This is a genomic window from Streptomyces sp. R28 (assembly GCF_041052385.1).
GTDB lineage: Bacteria > Actinomycetota > Actinomycetes > Streptomycetales > Streptomycetaceae > Streptomyces.
The window spans coordinates 6,405,923-6,423,128 of sequence record NZ_CP163439.1; the positions used below are offsets into that span (position 1 = coordinate 6,405,923).

18 protein-coding genes and 1 pseudogene are annotated in these 17,206 nt (G+C 67.7%); 17 read left to right on the forward strand and 2 right to left on the reverse strand.

What is annotated here, in order from left to right:
- Window positions 1–33: 33 nt before the first annotated feature.
- Complete coding sequence (locus tag AB5J49_RS28825) at window positions 34–420, reverse strand: hypothetical protein (RefSeq protein ID WP_369171712.1); 387 nt, start codon at window positions 418–420, stop codon at window positions 34–36.
- A 291-nt stretch (window positions 421–711) separates the two neighbouring features.
- On the opposite strand from AB5J49_RS28825, the gene map reads away from it, so the two are divergent.
- The 13 genes and pseudogenes from map (at window position 712) to AB5J49_RS28890 (ending at window position 11,835) form a co-directional block, all read left to right on the forward strand.
- Window positions 712–1,548, forward strand: coding sequence for a type I methionyl aminopeptidase (gene map / locus AB5J49_RS28830; RefSeq protein ID WP_369171714.1), 837 nt, complete (start codon window positions 712–714; stop codon window positions 1,546–1,548).
- A 246-nt stretch (window positions 1,549–1,794) separates the two neighbouring features.
- A complete protein-coding gene (infA, locus tag AB5J49_RS28835) occupies window positions 1,795–2,016 on the forward strand; it encodes a translation initiation factor IF-1 (protein ID WP_003948620.1) in 222 nt (73 codons plus the stop codon).
- A 59-nt stretch (window positions 2,017–2,075) separates the two neighbouring features.
- Window positions 2,076–2,189 carry a 50S ribosomal protein L36 gene (gene rpmJ, locus AB5J49_RS28840; RefSeq protein ID WP_003998809.1) on the forward strand — a complete coding sequence of 38 codons (114 nt, stop codon included), beginning with the start codon at window positions 2,076–2,078 and terminating at the stop codon, window positions 2,187–2,189.
- A gap of 231 nt (window positions 2,190–2,420) precedes the next feature.
- The gene (gene rpsM, locus AB5J49_RS28845) at window positions 2,421–2,801 is read left to right on the forward strand and encodes a 30S ribosomal protein S13 (RefSeq protein WP_369171715.1); all 381 of its coding nucleotides are present in this window, start codon (window positions 2,421–2,423) and stop codon (window positions 2,799–2,801) included.
- Between the two features lie 70 nt (window positions 2,802–2,871).
- Window positions 2,872–3,276 carry a 30S ribosomal protein S11 gene (gene rpsK / locus AB5J49_RS28850; protein ID WP_003956432.1) on the forward strand — a complete coding sequence of 135 codons (405 nt, stop codon included), beginning with the start codon at window positions 2,872–2,874 and terminating at the stop codon, window positions 3,274–3,276.
- A gap of 155 nt (window positions 3,277–3,431) precedes the next feature.
- A complete protein-coding gene (locus AB5J49_RS28855; RefSeq protein WP_369171718.1) occupies window positions 3,432–4,454 on the forward strand; it encodes a DNA-directed RNA polymerase subunit alpha in 1,023 nt (340 codons plus the stop codon).
- A 116-nt stretch (window positions 4,455–4,570) separates the two neighbouring features.
- Window positions 4,571–5,071 carry a 50S ribosomal protein L17 gene (gene rplQ / locus AB5J49_RS28860; protein WP_369171720.1) on the forward strand — a complete coding sequence of 167 codons (501 nt, stop codon included), beginning with the start codon at window positions 4,571–4,573 and terminating at the stop codon, window positions 5,069–5,071.
- Window positions 5,072–5,212: 141 nt separating this feature from the next.
- The gene (gene truA, locus AB5J49_RS28865; protein ID WP_369171722.1) at window positions 5,213–6,079 is read left to right on the forward strand and encodes a tRNA pseudouridine(38-40) synthase TruA; all 867 of its coding nucleotides are present in this window, start codon (window positions 5,213–5,215) and stop codon (window positions 6,077–6,079) included.
- A 418-nt stretch (window positions 6,080–6,497) separates the two neighbouring features.
- The gene (locus tag AB5J49_RS28870; protein WP_369175293.1) at window positions 6,498–7,916 is read left to right on the forward strand and encodes a glycosyltransferase family 2 protein; all 1,419 of its coding nucleotides are present in this window, start codon (window positions 6,498–6,500) and stop codon (window positions 7,914–7,916) included.
- Window positions 7,916–8,977 (forward strand): glycoside hydrolase family 26 protein, encoded by a 1,062-nt coding sequence (locus tag AB5J49_RS28875; protein WP_369171723.1) that lies wholly within the window; start codon window positions 7,916–7,918, stop codon window positions 8,975–8,977. Before AB5J49_RS28870 ends, AB5J49_RS28875 begins: the two co-directional genes overlap by 1 nt.
- Complete coding sequence (locus AB5J49_RS28880; protein WP_369171724.1) at window positions 8,977–10,782, forward strand: glycosyltransferase family 39 protein; 1,806 nt, start codon at window positions 8,977–8,979, stop codon at window positions 10,780–10,782. The genes AB5J49_RS28875 and AB5J49_RS28880 overlap by 1 nt, the downstream gene beginning before the upstream one ends.
- Before the next feature lie 55 nt (window positions 10,783–10,837).
- Window positions 10,838–10,984: pseudogene (locus AB5J49_RS28885) on the forward strand (UDP-glucose 6-dehydrogenase); the annotation flags it as partial.
- 86 nt (window positions 10,985–11,070) lie between these two features.
- Window positions 11,071–11,835, forward strand: a complete 765-nt coding sequence (locus AB5J49_RS28890) for a polyprenol monophosphomannose synthase (RefSeq protein WP_369171725.1) — start codon at window positions 11,071–11,073, stop codon at window positions 11,833–11,835.
- 52 nt (window positions 11,836–11,887) lie between these two features.
- Here the strand turns inward: AB5J49_RS28890 and AB5J49_RS28895 are convergent, their stop codons facing one another.
- The gene (locus AB5J49_RS28895) at window positions 11,888–12,781 is read right to left on the reverse strand and encodes a hypothetical protein (protein ID WP_369171727.1); all 894 of its coding nucleotides are present in this window, start codon (window positions 12,779–12,781) and stop codon (window positions 11,888–11,890) included.
- 109 nt (window positions 12,782–12,890) lie between these two features.
- Between AB5J49_RS28895 and AB5J49_RS28900 the strand changes: the two genes are divergently transcribed.
- From AB5J49_RS28900 to glmM, 4 genes are all read left to right on the forward strand, one after another.
- Window positions 12,891–14,138, forward strand: a complete 1,248-nt coding sequence (locus tag AB5J49_RS28900) for a glycosyltransferase 87 family protein (protein WP_369175294.1) — start codon at window positions 12,891–12,893, stop codon at window positions 14,136–14,138.
- A gap of 402 nt (window positions 14,139–14,540) precedes the next feature.
- A complete protein-coding gene (gene rplM, locus AB5J49_RS28905; protein WP_007494740.1) occupies window positions 14,541–14,984 on the forward strand; it encodes a 50S ribosomal protein L13 in 444 nt (147 codons plus the stop codon).
- 42 nt (window positions 14,985–15,026) lie between these two features.
- On the forward strand, window positions 15,027–15,548 hold the full coding sequence (gene rpsI / locus AB5J49_RS28910) for a 30S ribosomal protein S9 (RefSeq protein WP_369171728.1): 522 nt from the start codon (window positions 15,027–15,029) through the stop codon (window positions 15,546–15,548).
- Window positions 15,549–15,736: 188 nt separating this feature from the next.
- Window positions 15,737–17,095 carry a phosphoglucosamine mutase gene (gene glmM / locus AB5J49_RS28915; protein WP_369171729.1) on the forward strand — a complete coding sequence of 453 codons (1,359 nt, stop codon included), beginning with the start codon at window positions 15,737–15,739 and terminating at the stop codon, window positions 17,093–17,095.
- Window positions 17,096–17,206 lie beyond the last annotated feature (111 nt).

Genomic DNA, 17,206 nt, shown 5'->3' on the forward strand with positions numbered 1-17,206 from the left:
TAGAGACCTCAAACCTCTTGGTGCCGAACGGGCCTACTCGTCGAAGAACCAGTTCGAGCGGACGCAGGAGTTGTTGCCGTTCCAGCAGATGGCCAGACCGTGCGAGATGTTGCCGACCATGTCGTAGCCATTGTCGGACCGGTCGCAGCCGGCGTCTCCGCCGTCGTCTTCCTTGATGACCCAAACCAGGCCGGTGCCAGAGTCGTTGAGTCGCTCCAGGTAGCCCGTGACGCCGTAGCCGTCAGCCAGCTTGTCGCAGACCGTGATGTCGTCACCATCGTCGTTGAACGTCACCGTGCCCCGGTTGCTGTACCAGAGGGGCCCCTCGTCGCCGGCCATGGCGGGCGAGGCTGCGGTAAGGCCGATCAGAGTGGCGACGGCACCGGCCGCGGCTATGCGGGACAGAGTTCTCTTGATCACTTGTACCCCCGTTTTTGGGGACCGTGTATCCGGTCCGAAGTGTCTGGAGCTGACTGCCGGCCCCCGACATCGCCAGCTGGCAACTGCGAGGCTAGAGTGGCTAGTTGGGTTCGTCAACGACTTTTGTTGCTGAGGGTGCAGGTGTGATTCAGCCCCGGTGACCCTGGCAGGCCGACCGGAGGCCGGCCGCGCGAGGCCTGTCCGGGGTGGCCGTCACCCCGGCTTCGGCTCGCGTGGACGCGTATCGTGGAGGCGATAGACGTAAACCCGCGGCAGGAGGCGGCAGCCCAGATGGTGCAGATCAAGTCCCCCGAGCAGATCGCCAAGATGCGTGAGGCAGGGCTGGTCGTCGCCGCCATTCACGCGGCCACGCGCGAGGCCGCGGTGCCCGGGGCCAGCACCAAGGATCTCGACGAGGTCGCGCGCAAGGTGCTCGCGGAGCACGACGCGAAGTCGAACTTCCTCGGCTACGGCGGTTTCCCCGCGACGATCTGCACCTCCGTGAACGACGTCGTCGTCCACGGCATCCCGTCCGAGGACGTCGTCCTCAAGGACGGGGACATCATCTCCATCGACTGCGGCGCCATCATCGACGGCTGGCACGGCGACGCCGCCTACACCGCCTTCGTCGGCTCCGGTCACGCTCCGGAGTTGATCGAGCTCTCCCGGGTGACCGAGGAGTCGATGTGGGCCGGCATCGCGGCCATGAAGCTGGGGAACCGTCTTGTGGACGTCTCCCGTGCCATCGAGACGTACATCCGTCGGCAGCCGAAGCCGGGTGGCGGCAAGTACGGCATCATCGAGGACTACGGCGGCCACGGCATCGGTACCGAGATGCACATGGACCCGCACCTCCTGAACTACGTCGAGCGGCGGCGCGGCAAGGGGCCGAAGCTGGTCCCCGGGTTCTGCCTCGCGATCGAGCCGATGGTGTCTCTGGGCACGCCGAAGACCGAGGTCCTCTCGGACGACTGGACGGTCATCACCACGGACGGCACGTGGTCGTCCCACTGGGAGCACTCGGTTGCGCTGACCGAGGAGGGGCCGCTGGTGCTCACCGCTCCCGACGGGGGTAAGGCGAAGCTGGCGGAGCACGGGATTGTCGCTGCCACGGACCCGTTGGCTTGAGCGCCTTCCGGGGCGGGTGGACCTGTCGGCGGGCGGCCGCGGGTTCGCCGTGGTTGCTCGCGCAGTTCCCCGCGCCCCTATCGAAGGCGCTTAATGATCTGCCTACTGGGGCAGACTTCCCCGATTCGTCTTTCCGGGTGCGCTGACGTAGACTGACTCGTCGGCTCTCGTGCACCCGCATGCCTGCATGCACCCGTAAGGGACGCAAGGGAGTCGATCAAGGTAGTCGATTCCGAAGGGCAAAGCGTGGCCAAGAAGCAAGGTGCCATCGAGATCGAGGGCACTGTCGTCGAGTCTCTGCCGAACGCCATGTTCAAGGTCGAGCTCCAGAACGGCCACCAGGTCCTGGCACACATCAGCGGCAAGATGCGTATGCACTACATCCGCATCCTCCCTGACGACCGGGTCGTGGTGGAGCTGTCTCCGTACGACCTGACGCGTGGCCGGATCGTCTACCGGTACAAGTAGATCTTGCCCGCGCCCCGGGACTTCCCGAGGCGATGGCACTGACCCGGAGAACCTCACCAATGAAGGTCAAGCCGAGCGTCAAGAAGATCTGCGACAAGTGCAGGGTGATCCGCCGTCACGGCCGGGTCATGGTCATCTGCGAGAACCCGCGCCACAAGCAGCGCCAGGGCTGACGCACGATCGTCCACTCCCTCTGCATCGATATCGCAGGGATTCGCGCGACGCGAGCTGAATTGTTCATACGCAGAACCCAGGCCGAGTGATCGTGCCTGACACCCCCGGTTCGGAGGCCGGGGACCCAGTCCGTACCTAATCTTTGGCTGCATCTTTTTGTCAGCGTGAAGAGGCCGGCGGCTGGGAGTCGGTTCTGCGGAAGACCTCCGAAGATCACCAGGAGCCATTGAATGGCACGCGTTTCCGGTGTTGACATCCCGCGCGACAAGCGCGTGGAGGTTGCCCTCACCTACGTGTTCGGCATCGGCCGGACCCTTTCGCAGGAGACGCTGGCAGCGACCGGCGTCAACCCGAACACCCGCGTTCGCGACCTCTCCGAGGAGCAGCTCGTCGCGATCCGCGAGTACGTGGACACCAACATCAAGACCGAGGGTGACCTCCGTCGCGAGATCCAGGCCGACATCCGCCGCAAGGTCGAGATCGGCTGCTACCAGGGTCTCCGTCACCGTCGCGGTCTGCCCGTCCGCGGTCAGCGCACCAGCACGAACGCTCGCACCCGCAAGGGCCCGCGTCGCGCCATCGCCGGCAAGAAGAAGCCGGGCAAGAAGTAGTCCTCAGCGGACAACGCTTCACCAGCGGTCTTCGCTGTAGGACCGACCACCTCCCCGTAGGAGTTACTAGATGCCCCCCAAGGGTCGTCAGGGCGCTGCCAAGAAGGTGCGCCGCAAGGAAAAGAAGAACGTCGCTCACGGCCACGCGCACATCAAGAGCACGTTCAACAACACGATCGTCTCCATCACGGACCCGTCCGGCAACGTGATCTCCTGGGCCTCCGCCGGCCACGTCGGCTTCAAGGGCTCCCGGAAGTCCACGCCGTTCGCCGCGCAGATGGCCGCCGAGTCGGCTGCCCGCCGCGCCCAGGAGCACGGCATGCGCAAGGTCGACGTGTTCGTGAAGGGTCCGGGTTCGGGTCGTGAGACCGCGATCCGTTCGCTTCAGGCGACCGGTCTCGAGGTCGGCTCCATCCAGGACGTCACCCCGACCCCGCACAACGGCTGCCGTCCGCCGAAGCGTCGTCGCGTCTGACGTACGGCTGCTTCGCAGCAGGCTTGGTTTCGGGCGGTACGGCTCTGTAAGGGGCCGTACCGCCCGTACCCTTGCAATACCCGCACTTGTCACGGGTGCGGTTTCCGTCGGGCGTCAAATAGCGGGCGTCCACGAAAGAAGGATCTGATCCACACATGCTGATCGCTCAGCGCCCCTCGTTGACCGAAGAGGTCGTCGACGAGTTCCGCTCCCGGTTCGTGATCGAGCCGCTGGAGCCGGGCTTCGGCTACACCCTCGGCAACTCCCTGCGCCGGACCCTCCTGTCCTCGATCCCGGGTGCGGCGGTCACGTCCATCCGTATCGACGGCGTGCTGCACGAGTTCACCACCGTGCCGGGCGTCAAGGAGGACGTCACCGACCTGATCCTCAACATCAAGCAGCTGGTCGTCTCCTCGGAGCACGACGAGCCGGTCGTGATGTACCTGCGCAAGCAGGGCCCGGGTCTGGTCACCGCCGCCGACATCGCGCCCCCGGCCGGTGTCGAGGTGCACAACCCCGACCTGGTCCTCGCCACGCTCAACGGCAAGGGCAAGCTGGAGATGGAACTGACGGTCGAGCGTGGCCGTGGTTACGTCTCCGCCGTGCAGAACAAGCAGGTGGGCCAGGAGATCGGCCGTATCCCGGTCGACTCCATCTACAGCCCCGTGCTGAAGGTCACGTACAAGGTCGAGGCCACGCGTGTCGAGCAGCGCACCGACTTCGACAAGCTGATCGTCGACGTCGAGACCAAGCAGGCGATGCGTCCGCGTGACGCCATGGCCTCCGCCGGTAAGACGCTGGTCGAGCTGTTCGGTCTCGCCCGCGAGCTGAACATCGACGCCGAGGGCATCGACATGGGCCCGTCCCCCACGGACGCCGCCCTCGCCGCTGACCTGGCGCTGCCGATCGAGGAGCTGGAGCTCACCGTTCGGTCGTACAACTGCCTCAAGCGTGAGGGCATCCACTCCGTGGGTGAGCTCGTGGCTCGTTCTGAGGCCGACCTGCTCGACATCCGCAACTTCGGTGCGAAGTCGATCGACGAGGTCAAGGCGAAGCTGGCCGGCATGGGCCTAGCCCTGAAGGACAGCCCGCCCGGATTCGACCCGACTCCCGCCGCCGACGCCTTCGGCGCCGACGACGACGCGGACGCCGGGTTCGTGGAGACCGAGCAGTACTGATCTCCACCACCTCCGGGGTTCGCTTCGGCGGACCCCGGATCTCCGACAGGCAGCCGCCTGCTCGGATACTGACCCCGGTACCTGGTACGGCCGGGGCAGACACCTAGGAGAACACCATGCCGAAGCCCGCCAAGGGTGCCCGTCTGGGCGGCAGTGCCGCGCACGAGAAGCTGCTTCTCGCGAACCTCGCGAAGGCGCTGTTCGAGCACGGCCGTATCACCACCACCGAGGCGAAGGCCCGCCGTCTGCGGCCGTACGCCGAGCGTCTGGTCACCAAGGCGAAGAAGGGCGACCTTCACAACCGCCGTCAGGTGCTCCAGGTCATCACGGACAAGAGCGTCGTCCACACGCTCTTCACCGAGATCGGCCCGCGGTACGAGAACCGTCCGGGTGGCTACACCCGTATCACCAAGATCGGTAACCGCCGTGGCGACAACGCGCCCATGGCTGTCATCGAGCTGGTCGAGGCGCTGACGGTTGCGCAGGAGGCCACGGGCGAGGCCGAGGCGGCCACCAAGCGCGCCGCCAAGGACGCCGAGGTTGCCGAGGTTGCTGAGGCCAAGGTCGACACGGCCAAGGCCGATGAGGCTCCGGCCGAGGAGTCCAAGGACGCCTAAGCGTTCTGCCGGGGGCTGTGCGTTTGTGGCCGCGGGTTCGTGGTGGCTTGTCGCGCAGTTCCCCGCGCCCCTTGAGGGCGATTGCGGGCCCGTTCCTTTCGAGGGGCGGGCCCGTTCTTGTGTTCCTGAGAGGATCTCTGCGTGAGTGATGAAGTGGCAGCAGGTTACGTCCGTGTCCGTCTTGATCTGTCCTACGACGGCGCCGCGTTTCACGGCTGGGCCAAGCAGGCCGGTGGGAAGCGGACCGTGCAGGGGGAGATCGAGGATGCGCTGCGGACCGTCACGCGGTCGGGGGGCACGACGTATGAGCTGACCGTGGCGGGGCGCACCGATGCCGGGGTGCATGCGCGGGGGCAGGTGGCGCATGTCGATCTGCCGGAGTCGGTGTGGCGCGAACACCACGAGAAGCTGCTCAAGCGGCTCGCCGGGCGGTTGTCCAAGGATGTGCGGGTGTGGGCGCTGCGGGAGGCGCCCAGTGGGTTCAACGCGCGGTTCTCCGCCGTCTGGCGACGGTACGCCTATCGCGTCACCGACAATCCCGGCGGTGTCGATCCGCTTCTGCGCAGTCACGTCCTCTGGCACGACTGGCCCCTCGACGTCGACGCCATGAACGAGGCGGCGCAGCGGCTGCTCGGTGAGCATGACTTCGCTGCCTACTGCAAGAAGCGGGAGGGGGCCACCACCATCCGTACGTTGCAGGAGCTGAGCCTGGTGCGGGGGGAGGACGGGATCATCACCGCGACGGTTCGGGCCGATGCCTTCTGCCACAACATGGTGCGGTCGCTCATCGGGGCGTTGCTGTTCGTCGGGGACGGGCATCGGCCCACCGACTGGCCCGGCAAGGTGCTCGCCGCCGGCGTACGGGACTCGGCGGTGCATGTCGTACGGCCCCATGGGCTGACCCTCGAAGAGGTCGGGTATCCCGCCGACGAGTTGCTCGCCGCGCGGAACAAGGAAGCGCGGAACCGGAGGTCCCTGCCCGGGACATCCGGATGCGAAACCTGTTAGTTACCTGACATTTGATGGCGGATAGTGCCCATGTCGGGACTTACTGGACGTAAGCCCGTTGTTCCCTCTTACGGCCTTCTTACCTCTCGTATAGCCTTTCGTCGCTCGGTCGTTGGTTCGGGCTGCTTGGCCGTTGTTCGAGAAATCGACATGGGGAAGGCCGAGTAGGGGTGGGGGTCAGCGGGCCGTATCCGGGCCCGGGGGTGGGTTTTGCATGAGTTCAGTTGGTCCTGCGCGGACTGGGGGGCGCCGAACCGCGCGCCAGAGCAATGCCGGTGGGCGGCGGAAGGCGGGACGGGGTGAGGGTGCCCCGCTGGGGCTGCTGCCGCTGCCGCCGACGGACAAGGAGAAGTACTCCTACGCGCGCCGCAATCTGTGGATCCTGACGATCAGCTCGCTGATCAGCTTCTGCTGCCTGGTGATGAGTCAGTTCAAGCTGGCCCAGTCGGCGCCGGTGCTGTGGATCTACACGCCGCTGCTCGTCTTCACGGTCGTCTACTACCTGGTGTCGCTGCGGGTGAACGGGTTCACCCGGGACTTCGACATCGCGCACCACAAGCGGCTCGTGCACAACTGGCGGCCCGAGGTGTACCCGACGGTGGATGTGTTCCTGCCGGTGTGCGGTGAGCCCATAGAGGTGCTGCACAACACCTGGCGGCATGTGCGGGAGATGGCCGACCGGTATCCGGGTGTGTGCGTGCCTTTCGTGCTCGACGACAGTGCCAGTCCCGAACTGGCCGCCATGGCACGGGACTTCGGGTTCCGCTACGGCACCCGGGAGAACCGCGGCTGGTTCAAGAAGGCCGGCAACCTGCACTTCGGGTTCGGGCAGTCCGACGGTCAGTACATCCTGATCCTGGACGCCGACTTCACGCCGCGCGCAGACCTGCTCCAGGAGCTGCTGCCGTACATGGAGGCGGACCCGCGCATCGGGATCGTCCAGTCGCCGCAGTACTTCCGGGTGCTGGACTCGCAGAACTGGATCGAGCGCGGCGCGGGTGCGGTGCAGGAGCTGTTCTACCGGTCCGTGCAGGTGTCGAGGCAGGGCAGCGACGGTGCGATCTGCGTGGGCAGTTGCGCGGTGTACCGGCGCGCGGCCCTGGAGACCAACGGCGGTACGACGCTGATCGAGCACTCCGAGGACGTGCACACCGGGTTCGATCTGCGTGGCCTCGGCTGGGATCTGCGGTACGTGCCGGTCGCGGTGTCGACGGGGGTGTGCCCGGACACCGCGGGCGCCTTCTTCAACCAGCAGTACCGCTGGTGCTCCGGCTCGATGAGCCTGCTCGGCAGCCGGAAGTTCTGGCAGGCGAAGATCAGGCTCTCCAGCCGCCTGTGCTACATGTCCGGGTTCTTCTACTACATCCACACGGCGTTGTTCACCTTCGCCGCCCCGGTCATCCCGATCGTGCTGCTGCTGATGATGCCGGAGAAGCTCCAGGTCGAGCACCTGCTGCTGGTGCTGCCCAGCATCATCTACACCACGATCGTCTTCCCGATGTGGCACAAGGCGCCCTACCGGCTTGAGGCCTGGGCGGCCCGCATGATGTACGGCTGGGCGCACGTCTTCGCCATCTGGGACATCCTCCGCAAGAACCGCATGGGCTGGCAGCCCACCGGCTCCTCCGGCGCCAAGACGAACAAGACCCGGCGCTTCTGGATCGGCATGTGGGTCTGGAGCGGCGGCACCGCGCTGATCTGGGTCGTGGGAGCGGTCTACCGCACCTTCACCATGGACGCCCCGGACTTCGCGCTGATCCTGTCCTCCGGAGTCTTCTACGCCCTCGTCGTGGGCCGTGTTCTGGTCCAGCCCCGCGAGAAGGCGGTGGCTGCCTGATGCGGTCGTTCACCCGTACCCGTACCCGTACCCGTACCCGTACCCGTATCCGTCGTATCCGTACGGCTTTGGCGGCCTGCCTGCTCGCCGGCGCGCTCGCCCTCACCGGTTGCTCGGTCCTCGGCGAGGAGCCGGACGGTTCCTCGCGGACCGGGCAGCAGGACAAGGACGGCGCCGATGCCGGGGCCGGCCCCGAGGCCGACGTGCCCTACGACGTCGTACCGCTCCTGAAGCCGGGCAAGAAGTACTTCGGTGCCGCCGTCGCCGGCGCGCCGATCTCCATGAAGGGCGTCGACACGTACACGAAGATGGTCGGCAAGCAGCCGAACCTCATCGAGTACTACGCCGCCTGGGGCGACGGCTTCGACGCCACCGGTGTGCGCAACGCCTGGCGTGGGGGCGCCATGACGCTGATGTCGTGGGAGCCCTTCGACACGCCGATCGCGGACATCGCGGCGGGCAGGTCGGACGCGTACATCAAGGAGTACGCGACGGCCGTCCGCAAGCTGAACCTGCCCGTCGTGATCTCCTTCGCCGACGAGTTCAACGGCCACTGGGAGAAGTGGGGCACGAAGAACGTGACCCCCAAGGACTACGTGGCCGCCTGGCGGCACATCCACGAGACCTTCATCGACGTCGGCGCCTCGAACGTCATCTGGGCCTGGTCGCCCAACATCGTCAACCCGGTCAGGAGCGTGCAGCTCAAGCCGTACTACCCGGGCGACGCCTACGTCGACTGGGTCGGGCTGATCGGCTACTGGACGATCGGGGAGGACAGCGCCTTCGACAGCGTCTTCGGGGCGACCCGGGACCAGGTCCGCACCTTCACGAAGAAGCCGATGATCCTGCTGGAGACCGCCGCGATGGCGGGTGAGCGGCGGCGTGCCGACATCCGCAATCTGTTCGCGGGCGTCGCGGCGGACGACGACATGCTCGGCTTCGTCTGGTTCAACCACAAAAAGCGTGCCGACTGGCGACTGGAGGCGAGCCCGCTGGCGCTGAAGGAGTTCAAGCGCCTGGCCGCCGACGACAGCTTCGGCTTCGACGTACGGAATCCGTGATGAACTCCGGCCACGATCACTACACGCCTCAGCCCTACGATCCGTATGCCGAGGACGACTTCACCTGGTCCAACTCCAACGGCCAGGTACCACAGGGGCAGCAGGGGCAGCAGGCGTACGGGTACCACGACCAGCGTCCTCTCTACCAGCAGCAGCACGAGCAGTACGCCGACGCCGTTCCGCAACAGCCGCGCGGGCAGCACGAGGACCAGCCGACGTACGCGCTGCGCACGGTCCAGTACCAGCAGGCGCCGGACGACGAGCCCGAGTACCACATCCCCGAGACGCCCGAAGCCGGCTGGGAGATGGCGGCGAGCAGGCGGCGGGCCTGGGTGAGCCGGGCCGTGCTGCTGTGCATCCTGGCCATCCAGGCGGCGCTGTCGCTGCGTCTGTCGAACACCGCGTTCCAGGACGAGGCGCTGTACCTGGCGGCCGGCCATGCCCAGCTGGACCACATGCTCAACGGCACCGAGCTGCCTCGCGACTACGCCGCGTACTTCTCCGGCTCACCGCAGCTCTACCCGGTGCTCGCCGCGATCGTGGACGCGAAGTTCGGGCTCGCCGGGGCGCGCACCCTGAGCCTGTTCTTCATGCTCTGCACCACGGGGCTGCTGTACTCGTTCAGCCGGCGCCTGTTCAACGAGCGGGCCGCGCTGGCCGCCGCCGCGCTGTTCGCGGTGCTCCAGTCGACCGTCGTCATGGGCTACTTCGCCACCTATGACGCGGCCGCCGTGTTCCTGCTGGCCCTGGCCACCTGGATCGTCGTACGCACCGACCGGGCGCCCGTGATCGCCGTGCTGCTGGCCGCGCCCGTCGGCGTGCTGGCGGTCGGGGTGAAGTACGCGTCCGCGCTGTACCTGCCGACCATCGTCGTGCTCGCCCTGCTCACCGGGTGGCCGCACAAGGGCGGCAAGGCCTTCGTGCGGATGGTGTTGCTCGCCCTCGGCATCGGCGGTCTGCTGGCGGCGGGGGTCTACACCACCGATCTCATGTCCGGTGTGCGGCAGACCACCACCGACCGCCCCCATGGCACCGACTCCGTCGAGTTCCTGTTGGAGCAGACCGGCAAGTGGGGCGGGCTGATGTTCCTCGCCGCCGTCGGCGGTGCCCTCTCGTACGTGCGGCGCAGCCGTATGAACGAGTCGCCGCTGGCCCTGCGGCTCGGCAGCCCCGGCTGGCGGTGGCGGGCCCTGCTCGGGCTGGTGCTGTGCGGCACGGCCGTGCTGGCACCGGCGTACCAGATCCATCTGGGGACCGTGGTCTCGCTGTTCAAGCACGTCGGCTTCGGTCTGCTCTTCGCCGCGCCGATGGCCGGTGTGGGAGTGACCCGCCTGGTGGGTGCGCACTTCCGCTATCCCCAGCTCGGCATCATGCTCTGGACCGCCGTGCTGTGCCTGGGCATTCAGCAGGCGGACTGGCGCTTCGACATCTGGCCGAACTCCACGAAGATGATCAACGCCATCGAGTCCCATGTGGACTCCGAGGGCGAGTACCTCGCCTCGACGCCCGAGGTGCCCGTCTACTACCTGTACGACAGGTCCAGCCACCGTCAGTGGCACAGCCTCTTCGGCATGGAGTACAAGGACGCGAAGGGCAGGTACTACGGCGGCGACGAGGCCTACAAGGCGGCGGTGAAGGCCGGCAAGTTCGACCTGATCGTCCTCGACGGGCTCACCAACCCGAGGGTGGACGACATCGTCGCCGCCGCGACCAAGGGCAACTCGCACTACCGGCTGCTGGCCGAGATCCCGTTCCGCAACGCGAACGGCACGAGCGAGTACCGCATCTGGGTCAAGACTTCCTGAGCGCATGCGAGCCGAAGCCAGGAAAGGCCGAGGCCGTACCCGTGCGGCTCACCGTGCGATGGGCAACGCCCGCAAGGCGTTCCCGTTCCTCGGCCATGCGCTGTCGGCCGAGGAGGCGCTGCAACGCGCCGAGCTCGTGCTGCATCTGACCCAGTGGCCGCAGTTCCGGGAGATCGACCCGGCGCGGGCCCGGTCGCTGGTCCGGTCGCTGGTCCGGGGGCTGGGAGGGTCCGCGCCCATAGGGGAGGGGCCTCGGTAGGGGCTCCTAGGGGAGGGAAAGAGAAAGCCATGACGGGACGTGACAACCACGACAGACACCCGGGCGTACCGGTCACCGTGGTCATGCCGACGTACAACGAGGCCGCCAATCTGCCGCGGATGGCCGAGCTGGTGCTCGGGCTGCCGGTCGACGGGCTGCACCTGAAGGTCGTCGACGACTCCAGCCCGGACGGCACCGGGCGGATCGCCGAGGAGCTGGCCGAGAAGTACAACGAGGACGGCCGGCGCCGGATGAGCGTGCTGCACCGCACCGAGAAGGACGGTCTGGGGCGGGCGTACGTCGCGGGCATGAGCGCCGCGCTGGAGGAGGGCGCGGCGTACGTCGTCCAGATGGACGCCGACGGCAGCCACCCGGCGGAGGCGGTGCCGCGGATGCTGGAGACGGCCGTGGCCTCGGGGGTGGGGCTGGTCGTCGGCAGCCGGTATGTCGAGGGCGGCTCGCTCGACGAGGACTGGGGCATGCACCGCGTCCTGCTGTCCCGGTTCGCCAACCGCTACGCCCGTGCCGTGCTCGGCACGAAGATCCGGGACATCACGGCCGGCTTCAACCTCTGGTCGGCAACGACCCTGCGGGACATCGACCTGGCCACCCTGGACAGCGCGGGCTACAGCTTCCAGGTCGAGCTGAAGTACAAGGCCGTACGGGCCGGACACAGCGCCGTGGAGATCCCGATCCGCTTCGAGGAGCGCACGGAGGGTGTGTCGAAGATGACACTGAAGGCGCAGCTGGAGTCGGCGGTCGTACCGATCCGGCTGCGCCTGAAGCACAGGTGAGGCCGTGGCGGCGGCCGGCTGTTCGTCGGCCGCCGTGGTCCGTTGGGCCTCGCTACTCGTTGGCCGCCGCCGACGCCTGTGTCTCGCCCCGCCTGCGGATCTGAGTGAACGTGAAGTCTTCCAGGTTGTCACTGACCTGGTAGGCGTCCGTGTCCTTCTCCGTCATGTCCTTGCCGCTGGTGAAGCCGGTGATGGTGAAGTAGGCGTAGCGGCCGTAGGAGTTGGAGGTCGAGAGGCAGACGGCGGCGGTGCAGAAGTCCTTGATGCCCTTGCCGGAGAGCGACCTGATGATGTCGTCGTTGGTGTCGACCTGGCTCTTGACCTTGGTGGCCTGCGCCGCGGTGTCGAAGACGGCCACGCCGATCGTCGTCGCGATGCCGCCCTTGGCGTACGAGACGCGCATGAAACGGGTGCAGTCGTTGGCGGTGAGGATCTTCGGGAGCCCGCCCCTGGTGACCGCGGAGCAGCTCTTGGTGTCGTCCGTCGCGCCCTTCTTATACACCGTCGTCGTTCCGGACACCGTCACCTGCGTGCCCGGGAAGAGGATCTGAGCACCGAGCGGGGCGGTGTCCTTGCTCTTGCTGGAGATGAAGTCCTTCGGATCCAGCGGCGGCGGAGCGCTCGTCGACTCGAACGACGGGGCCGGGCCGGTGGTCTGGCCCGGCACGTTCCCGGTGCCGGGGATCCCGGAAGCCGGGTTGTTCGAGGCGGAGTTGTCGTCGTTGGCCGACACCACGGCCACGGCGACGGCGGCGCCGATCGCAACGGTGGCGAGTGCGCCGCCGCCGATGAACAGCAGCCGGCGCCGCTTGTTGCGGGTCTCGGACGCCTCGGCGAGCGCTGCCCAGTCCGGGGTCTCATCGGCGCCGTCGTTCCACGGCTGCTGGGAATGCGGTGTCCAGGGATCCCACTGGGACTGGGGTCCCCCCTGCTGCCCAAAGCTCATGGGGCGCATCTTAGACGGGCCGAGGGCGTGCCGGTCTGCCTCAAGAGGCCCATGCGCACCTAGCGTTCACAGGGTGAGCGAGCACAAAAGCGACATCTCCGGGTGGTTGGTGCGGCGGGCGACCTGGCATCTGTGGGTGGTGCTCGGGGTCGTACTGGGCGCTCTTGTGGTGCGTACGGCGCGTGTGACCTCGGACGGAGGGATGGACAACGCCATCGTCGTGCGGGCGGCGCGGGTCTGGCTGGCCGGGGGCTCGCCGTATGACGACCCCCACTTCCTCTATTTGCCGAGCGCGGTGCTGGCGGCGGCTCCTCAGGCGGTGATCGGGCGGAGTGCGCTGTCCGTGTTGGTGCCGGTGGTGGTGACCGGGTGTCTGGTGGGTGGGTGGGGCTGCGCGCTGCGCCTGCACGGCGTCGGCCTGCGCAGCCGCTTCGCCGTCCTCGGTCTGATCGGCCTCGCGGTCGGGTTCGCGCCGTTCGCGCACCTTGTTCTGCTGGGGAACTGGACGGCGACGGCGGTGCTCGCCCTGCCGCTGGGGTTGTTGCTGGCGGGGCGGGGGCGGTGGGTGGCGGCGGGGGCGGTGATCGGTGCGGCCGTCGCGCTGAAGCCGTTGCTGGCTCCGGTCGGGTTGTTGTTCGTGTTCGCGGGGCGGTGGCGGGGGCTGATGGTGATGGTCGGGGTCCCGGTGACGGCGTCCGTGGGGGCGGCGCTGCTGCTGCCGGATCCTGTGGGGTTCCTCACTCGCACGCTGCCGTTTCTGTTGCGTGGCGACGACGGCTTCGTACGGCTGTATGAGGCGTCGCTGGTTGCGGTGCTGCCGAGGGTGGGGGTGCCGGGGGCGGTGGCCGGGGGGATCGCGTTGGGGGCGGCGGGTGCGGGGGTCTGGTGTGCGTATCGGCGGTGGCGTCGTGGGTGTGAGGAGATCCGTCAGAGCCGACCGAGCGGTCCGAGCCGGCTGAGCAGTCCGCTGTGTCTCGCGGAGACCGCGGCGATGTTGATGCTCTCGGCGTTTCTGGTCTCCAGGCCGTCGTACGACCACTATCTGCTCGTCGTGGTGCCGGTGCTGCTTGCGGGGCTGTCGTGTGAGGGCGCGGTTGCCCGGGGGGTCTGGTTCTGGCTGGCACTGGTGCCGCAGCTTCCCGGGGTGACCTGGCCATATCTGGAGGCGGTTCAGCGGCGGGCTTTCCGGGACGCGGTGACGTTGTGCGGGTTGGCGGTGACGGTGGGGGTGCGCTGTTTCGGGTCCGGCCGGGTTTTCTCGCCCCCGCCGCCCCTGCCCGTCCCGTCCTCCAGGGGCGCCGCCCCGGCCGAGAGGCGGGCACCGGGGGCATCGGAGGTGCCCGGGGTGGGGGAGTGAGCGTCGGTGTCGTCCCACAGTGCCCGCGGGCCGCTTCGCCGCACGGGGTCGCCGCCCAGGACCGGGTGCGGGCCTCCGCCGCGGCTTTCCGGCGTGGCCCCTTCAGGGCCGAAGCCGGGGCTGGGGGCGGCAGTCTCCGGGCGGGGCGTCTACGCTGGTTACCGGACAACGAGGGCCAGCCGCAGCCAAGCCATTTTGACCCGGCCCAGGCGCCGCAGGTATCCTGCATGTTCGTTGTGTATTGGCTTGCTCATTCTCACGGGACGGGCCCTTACACCGGTCCACCGGGCCGATGACCAGCAACCCCACGTACGCGGTATGCGTCGCCGCAGTGGCTCAGGCTGTCGTGATCGTTTCGGTGACCTGTTCAGGACCATTCACTCGAAGCGAAGGCTACGAACCGTGCGTACGTACAGCCCCAAGCCCGGCGATGTGACGCGCCAGTGGCACGTCATTGACGCTCAGGACATTGTCCTGGGTCGTCTCGCCAGCACCGCCGCCTCCATCCTGCGGGGCAAGCACAAGCCGATCTACGCGCCCCACGTCGACACCGGTGACTTCGTCATCATCATCAACGCCGACAAGGTGCACCTGTCCGGCAACAAGCGGACCCAGAAGATGGCGTACCGCCACTCCGGCTACCCGGGTGGTCTGCGCTCCGTCCGCTACGACGAGCTCCTCGACAAGAACCCCGAGAAGGCCATCGAGAAGGCCGTCAAGGGCATGCTCCCCAAGAACACGCTGGGCCGTCAGATGCTCTCGAAGCTGAAGGTCTACAAGGGTGACCAGCACCCGCACGGCGCGCAGCAGCCGCAGCCGTACGAGATCACCCAGGTCGCGCAGTAAGTCCGGCCACCCCCTAAGACTGAAGAGAATCTGAGGAGAATCGTGGCCGAGACCACCGTTGAGCAGCCGGTCGAAGAGACTGAGCTCGTCGACATTGACAGCTACACCACCGAGTCCGAGGTGCCCGTCGAGGGCGAGTACACCTCGGAGTCCCTCGCGTCCCGCTTCGGTGAGCCCCAGCCGGCCGCCGGCCTGGGCCGCCGCAAGAACGCCATTGCCCGCGTCCGGATCGTTCCGGGCACCGGCAAGTGGAAGATCAACGGTCGCACCCTTGAGGACTACTTCCCCAACAAGGTGCACCAGCAGGAAGTCAACGAGCCGTTCAAGGTTCTCGAGCTCGAGGGCCGCTACGACGTCATCGCCCGCATCGCCGGTGGCGGTGTCTCCGGTCAGGCCGGTGCGCTCCGTCTCGGTGTCGCCCGTGCGCTGAACGAGGCGGACGTCGACAACAACCGCGGCGCGCTGAAGAAGGCGGGCTTCCTCAAGCGCGACGACCGTGCGGTCGAGCGCAAGAAGGCCGGTCTGAAGAAGGCCCGCAAGGCTCCGCAGTACAGCAAGCGCTAAGCCTCGCTGCCTGTACGTCCGAACGCCCCGGCGGCACGCCACAGTGCCGCCGGGGCGTTCGTTTTCTCACAGCCTTGGGCGTATAACGGCACAAGGTGTTCAAAGGCTTGTGTGCTCGTGTGCCTGTGTGATCGGACGATTGGGATGATCGACGATCTCCGGAAACTGATGCTTCCTCAGGAGGACAAGTGGGACGACTCTTCGGCACGGACGGCGTGCGTGGCGTCGCCAACGTGGATCTGACGGCCGAGATGGCGCTCGGTCTGTCCGTGGCGGCGGCGCACGTACTGGCCGAGGCGGGCACCTTCGAAGGCCACCGGCCGAAGGCGGTGGTCGGACGGGACCCGCGTGCGTCCGGGGAGTTCCTGGAGGCCGCAGTGGTGGCCGGTCTGGCGAGTGCCGGTGTCGATGTGCTGCGGGTCGGTGTGCTGCCGACGCCGGCGGTGGCTTTTCTGACCGGGTCGCTCGGCGCCGACCTCGGTGTCATGCTCTCCGCCAGCCACAACGCCATGCCCGACAACGGCGTCAAGTTCTTCGCCCGCGGCGGCCACAAGCTCGCGGACGAGCTGGAGGACCGCATCGAGTCCGTCTACGACGAGCACCGGCACGGTGAGCCGTGGGAGCGGCCGACGGGTGCGGCGGTCGGGCGCGTGCGGTCGTACGAGGAAGGCTTCGAGGACTACGTCGCCCACCTCCTCGGCGTACTGCCCAACCGGCTGGACGGGCTGAAGGTCGTCCTCGACGAGGCGCACGGTGCTGCGGCGCATGTGTCGCCGGAGGTTTTCGCGCGGGCCGGGGCCGAGGTCGTCACCATCGGTGCCGAGCCGGACGGGCTCAACATCAACGACGGTTGCGGGTCCACGCATCTGGACAAGCTGAAGGCCGCCGTCCTCGAGCAGGGTGCCGCCCTCGGTATCGCGCACGACGGTGACGCCGACCGTTGCCTCGCCGTGGACCACACCGGCGAGGAGGTCGACGGCGACCAGATCCTTGCCGTGCTCGCGCTGGCGATGCGGGAGCGGTCCGTTCTGCGGTCCGACACCGTGGTGGCGACCGTCATGTCCAACCTCGGCTTCAAGCTGGCGATGGAGCGCGAGGGGATCCAGCTCGTACAGACCGCGGTCGGTGACCGGTATGTGCTGGAGGAGATGAAGGAGAAGGACTTCGCGCTGGGCGGTGAGCAGTCCGGGCATGTGATCGTGCTGGACCACGCCACGACCGGTGACGGCACGCTGACCGGGCTGATGCTGGCCGCGCGAGTCGCCCAGACCGGGCGTACGCTGCGGGACCTTGCGTCGGTGATGGAGCGGCTGCCGCAGGTGCTGATCAATGTGCCGGATGTGGACAGGGCGCGGGTGAAGACGTCCGCCGACCTCGCCGCCGCCGTCGCCGAGGCGGAGCGGGAGCTGGGGGAGACCGGGCGGGTGCTGCTTCGGCCCTCGGGGACCGAGCCGTTGGTGCGTGTGATGGTCGAGGCCGCCGACATCGACCAGGCACGGTCGGTCGCCGGGCGGCTTGCCGATGCGGTGAAGTCGGCGCTGGGTTAGTTCCGCTGGACGCCGTCCGGGGCAGGGCCGCAGGTCCGCTTCCTGCCCTGGACGTCCACGCTGCTGCGACGCGCCGTGCGTCACTCCATGGCCGTAACAAAGAGTGCCGGA

What these genes read in the sequence shown, in the direction of transcription:
- rpsK (WP_003956432.1), top strand. Translation starts at nt 2,872, where the DNA reads ATGCCCCCCAAGGGTCGTCAGGGCGCTGCCAAGAAGGTGCGCCGCAAG.
- AB5J49_RS28880 (WP_369171724.1), top strand. Translation starts at nt 8,977, where the DNA reads ATGAACTCCGGCCACGATCACTACACGCCTCAGCCCTACGATCCGTAT.
- AB5J49_RS28890 (WP_369171725.1), top strand. Translation starts at nt 11,071, where the DNA reads ATGACGGGACGTGACAACCACGACAGACACCCGGGCGTACCGGTCACC.
- AB5J49_RS28895 (WP_369171727.1), bottom strand. Translation starts at nt 12,781, where the DNA reads ATGAGCTTTGGGCAGCAGGGGGGACCCCAGTCCCAGTGGGATCCCTGG.
- rplQ (WP_369171720.1), top strand. Translation starts at nt 4,571, where the DNA reads ATGCCGAAGCCCGCCAAGGGTGCCCGTCTGGGCGGCAGTGCCGCGCAC.
- AB5J49_RS28855 (WP_369171718.1), top strand. Translation starts at nt 3,432, where the DNA reads ATGCTGATCGCTCAGCGCCCCTCGTTGACCGAAGAGGTCGTCGACGAG.
- rpsM (WP_369171715.1), top strand. Translation starts at nt 2,421, where the DNA reads ATGGCACGCGTTTCCGGTGTTGACATCCCGCGCGACAAGCGCGTGGAG.
- AB5J49_RS28875 (WP_369171723.1), top strand. Translation starts at nt 7,916, where the DNA reads ATGCGGTCGTTCACCCGTACCCGTACCCGTACCCGTACCCGTACCCGT.
- rpmJ (WP_003998809.1), top strand. Translation starts at nt 2,076, where the DNA reads ATGAAGGTCAAGCCGAGCGTCAAGAAGATCTGCGACAAGTGCAGGGTG.
- map (WP_369171714.1), top strand. Translation starts at nt 712, where the DNA reads ATGGTGCAGATCAAGTCCCCCGAGCAGATCGCCAAGATGCGTGAGGCA.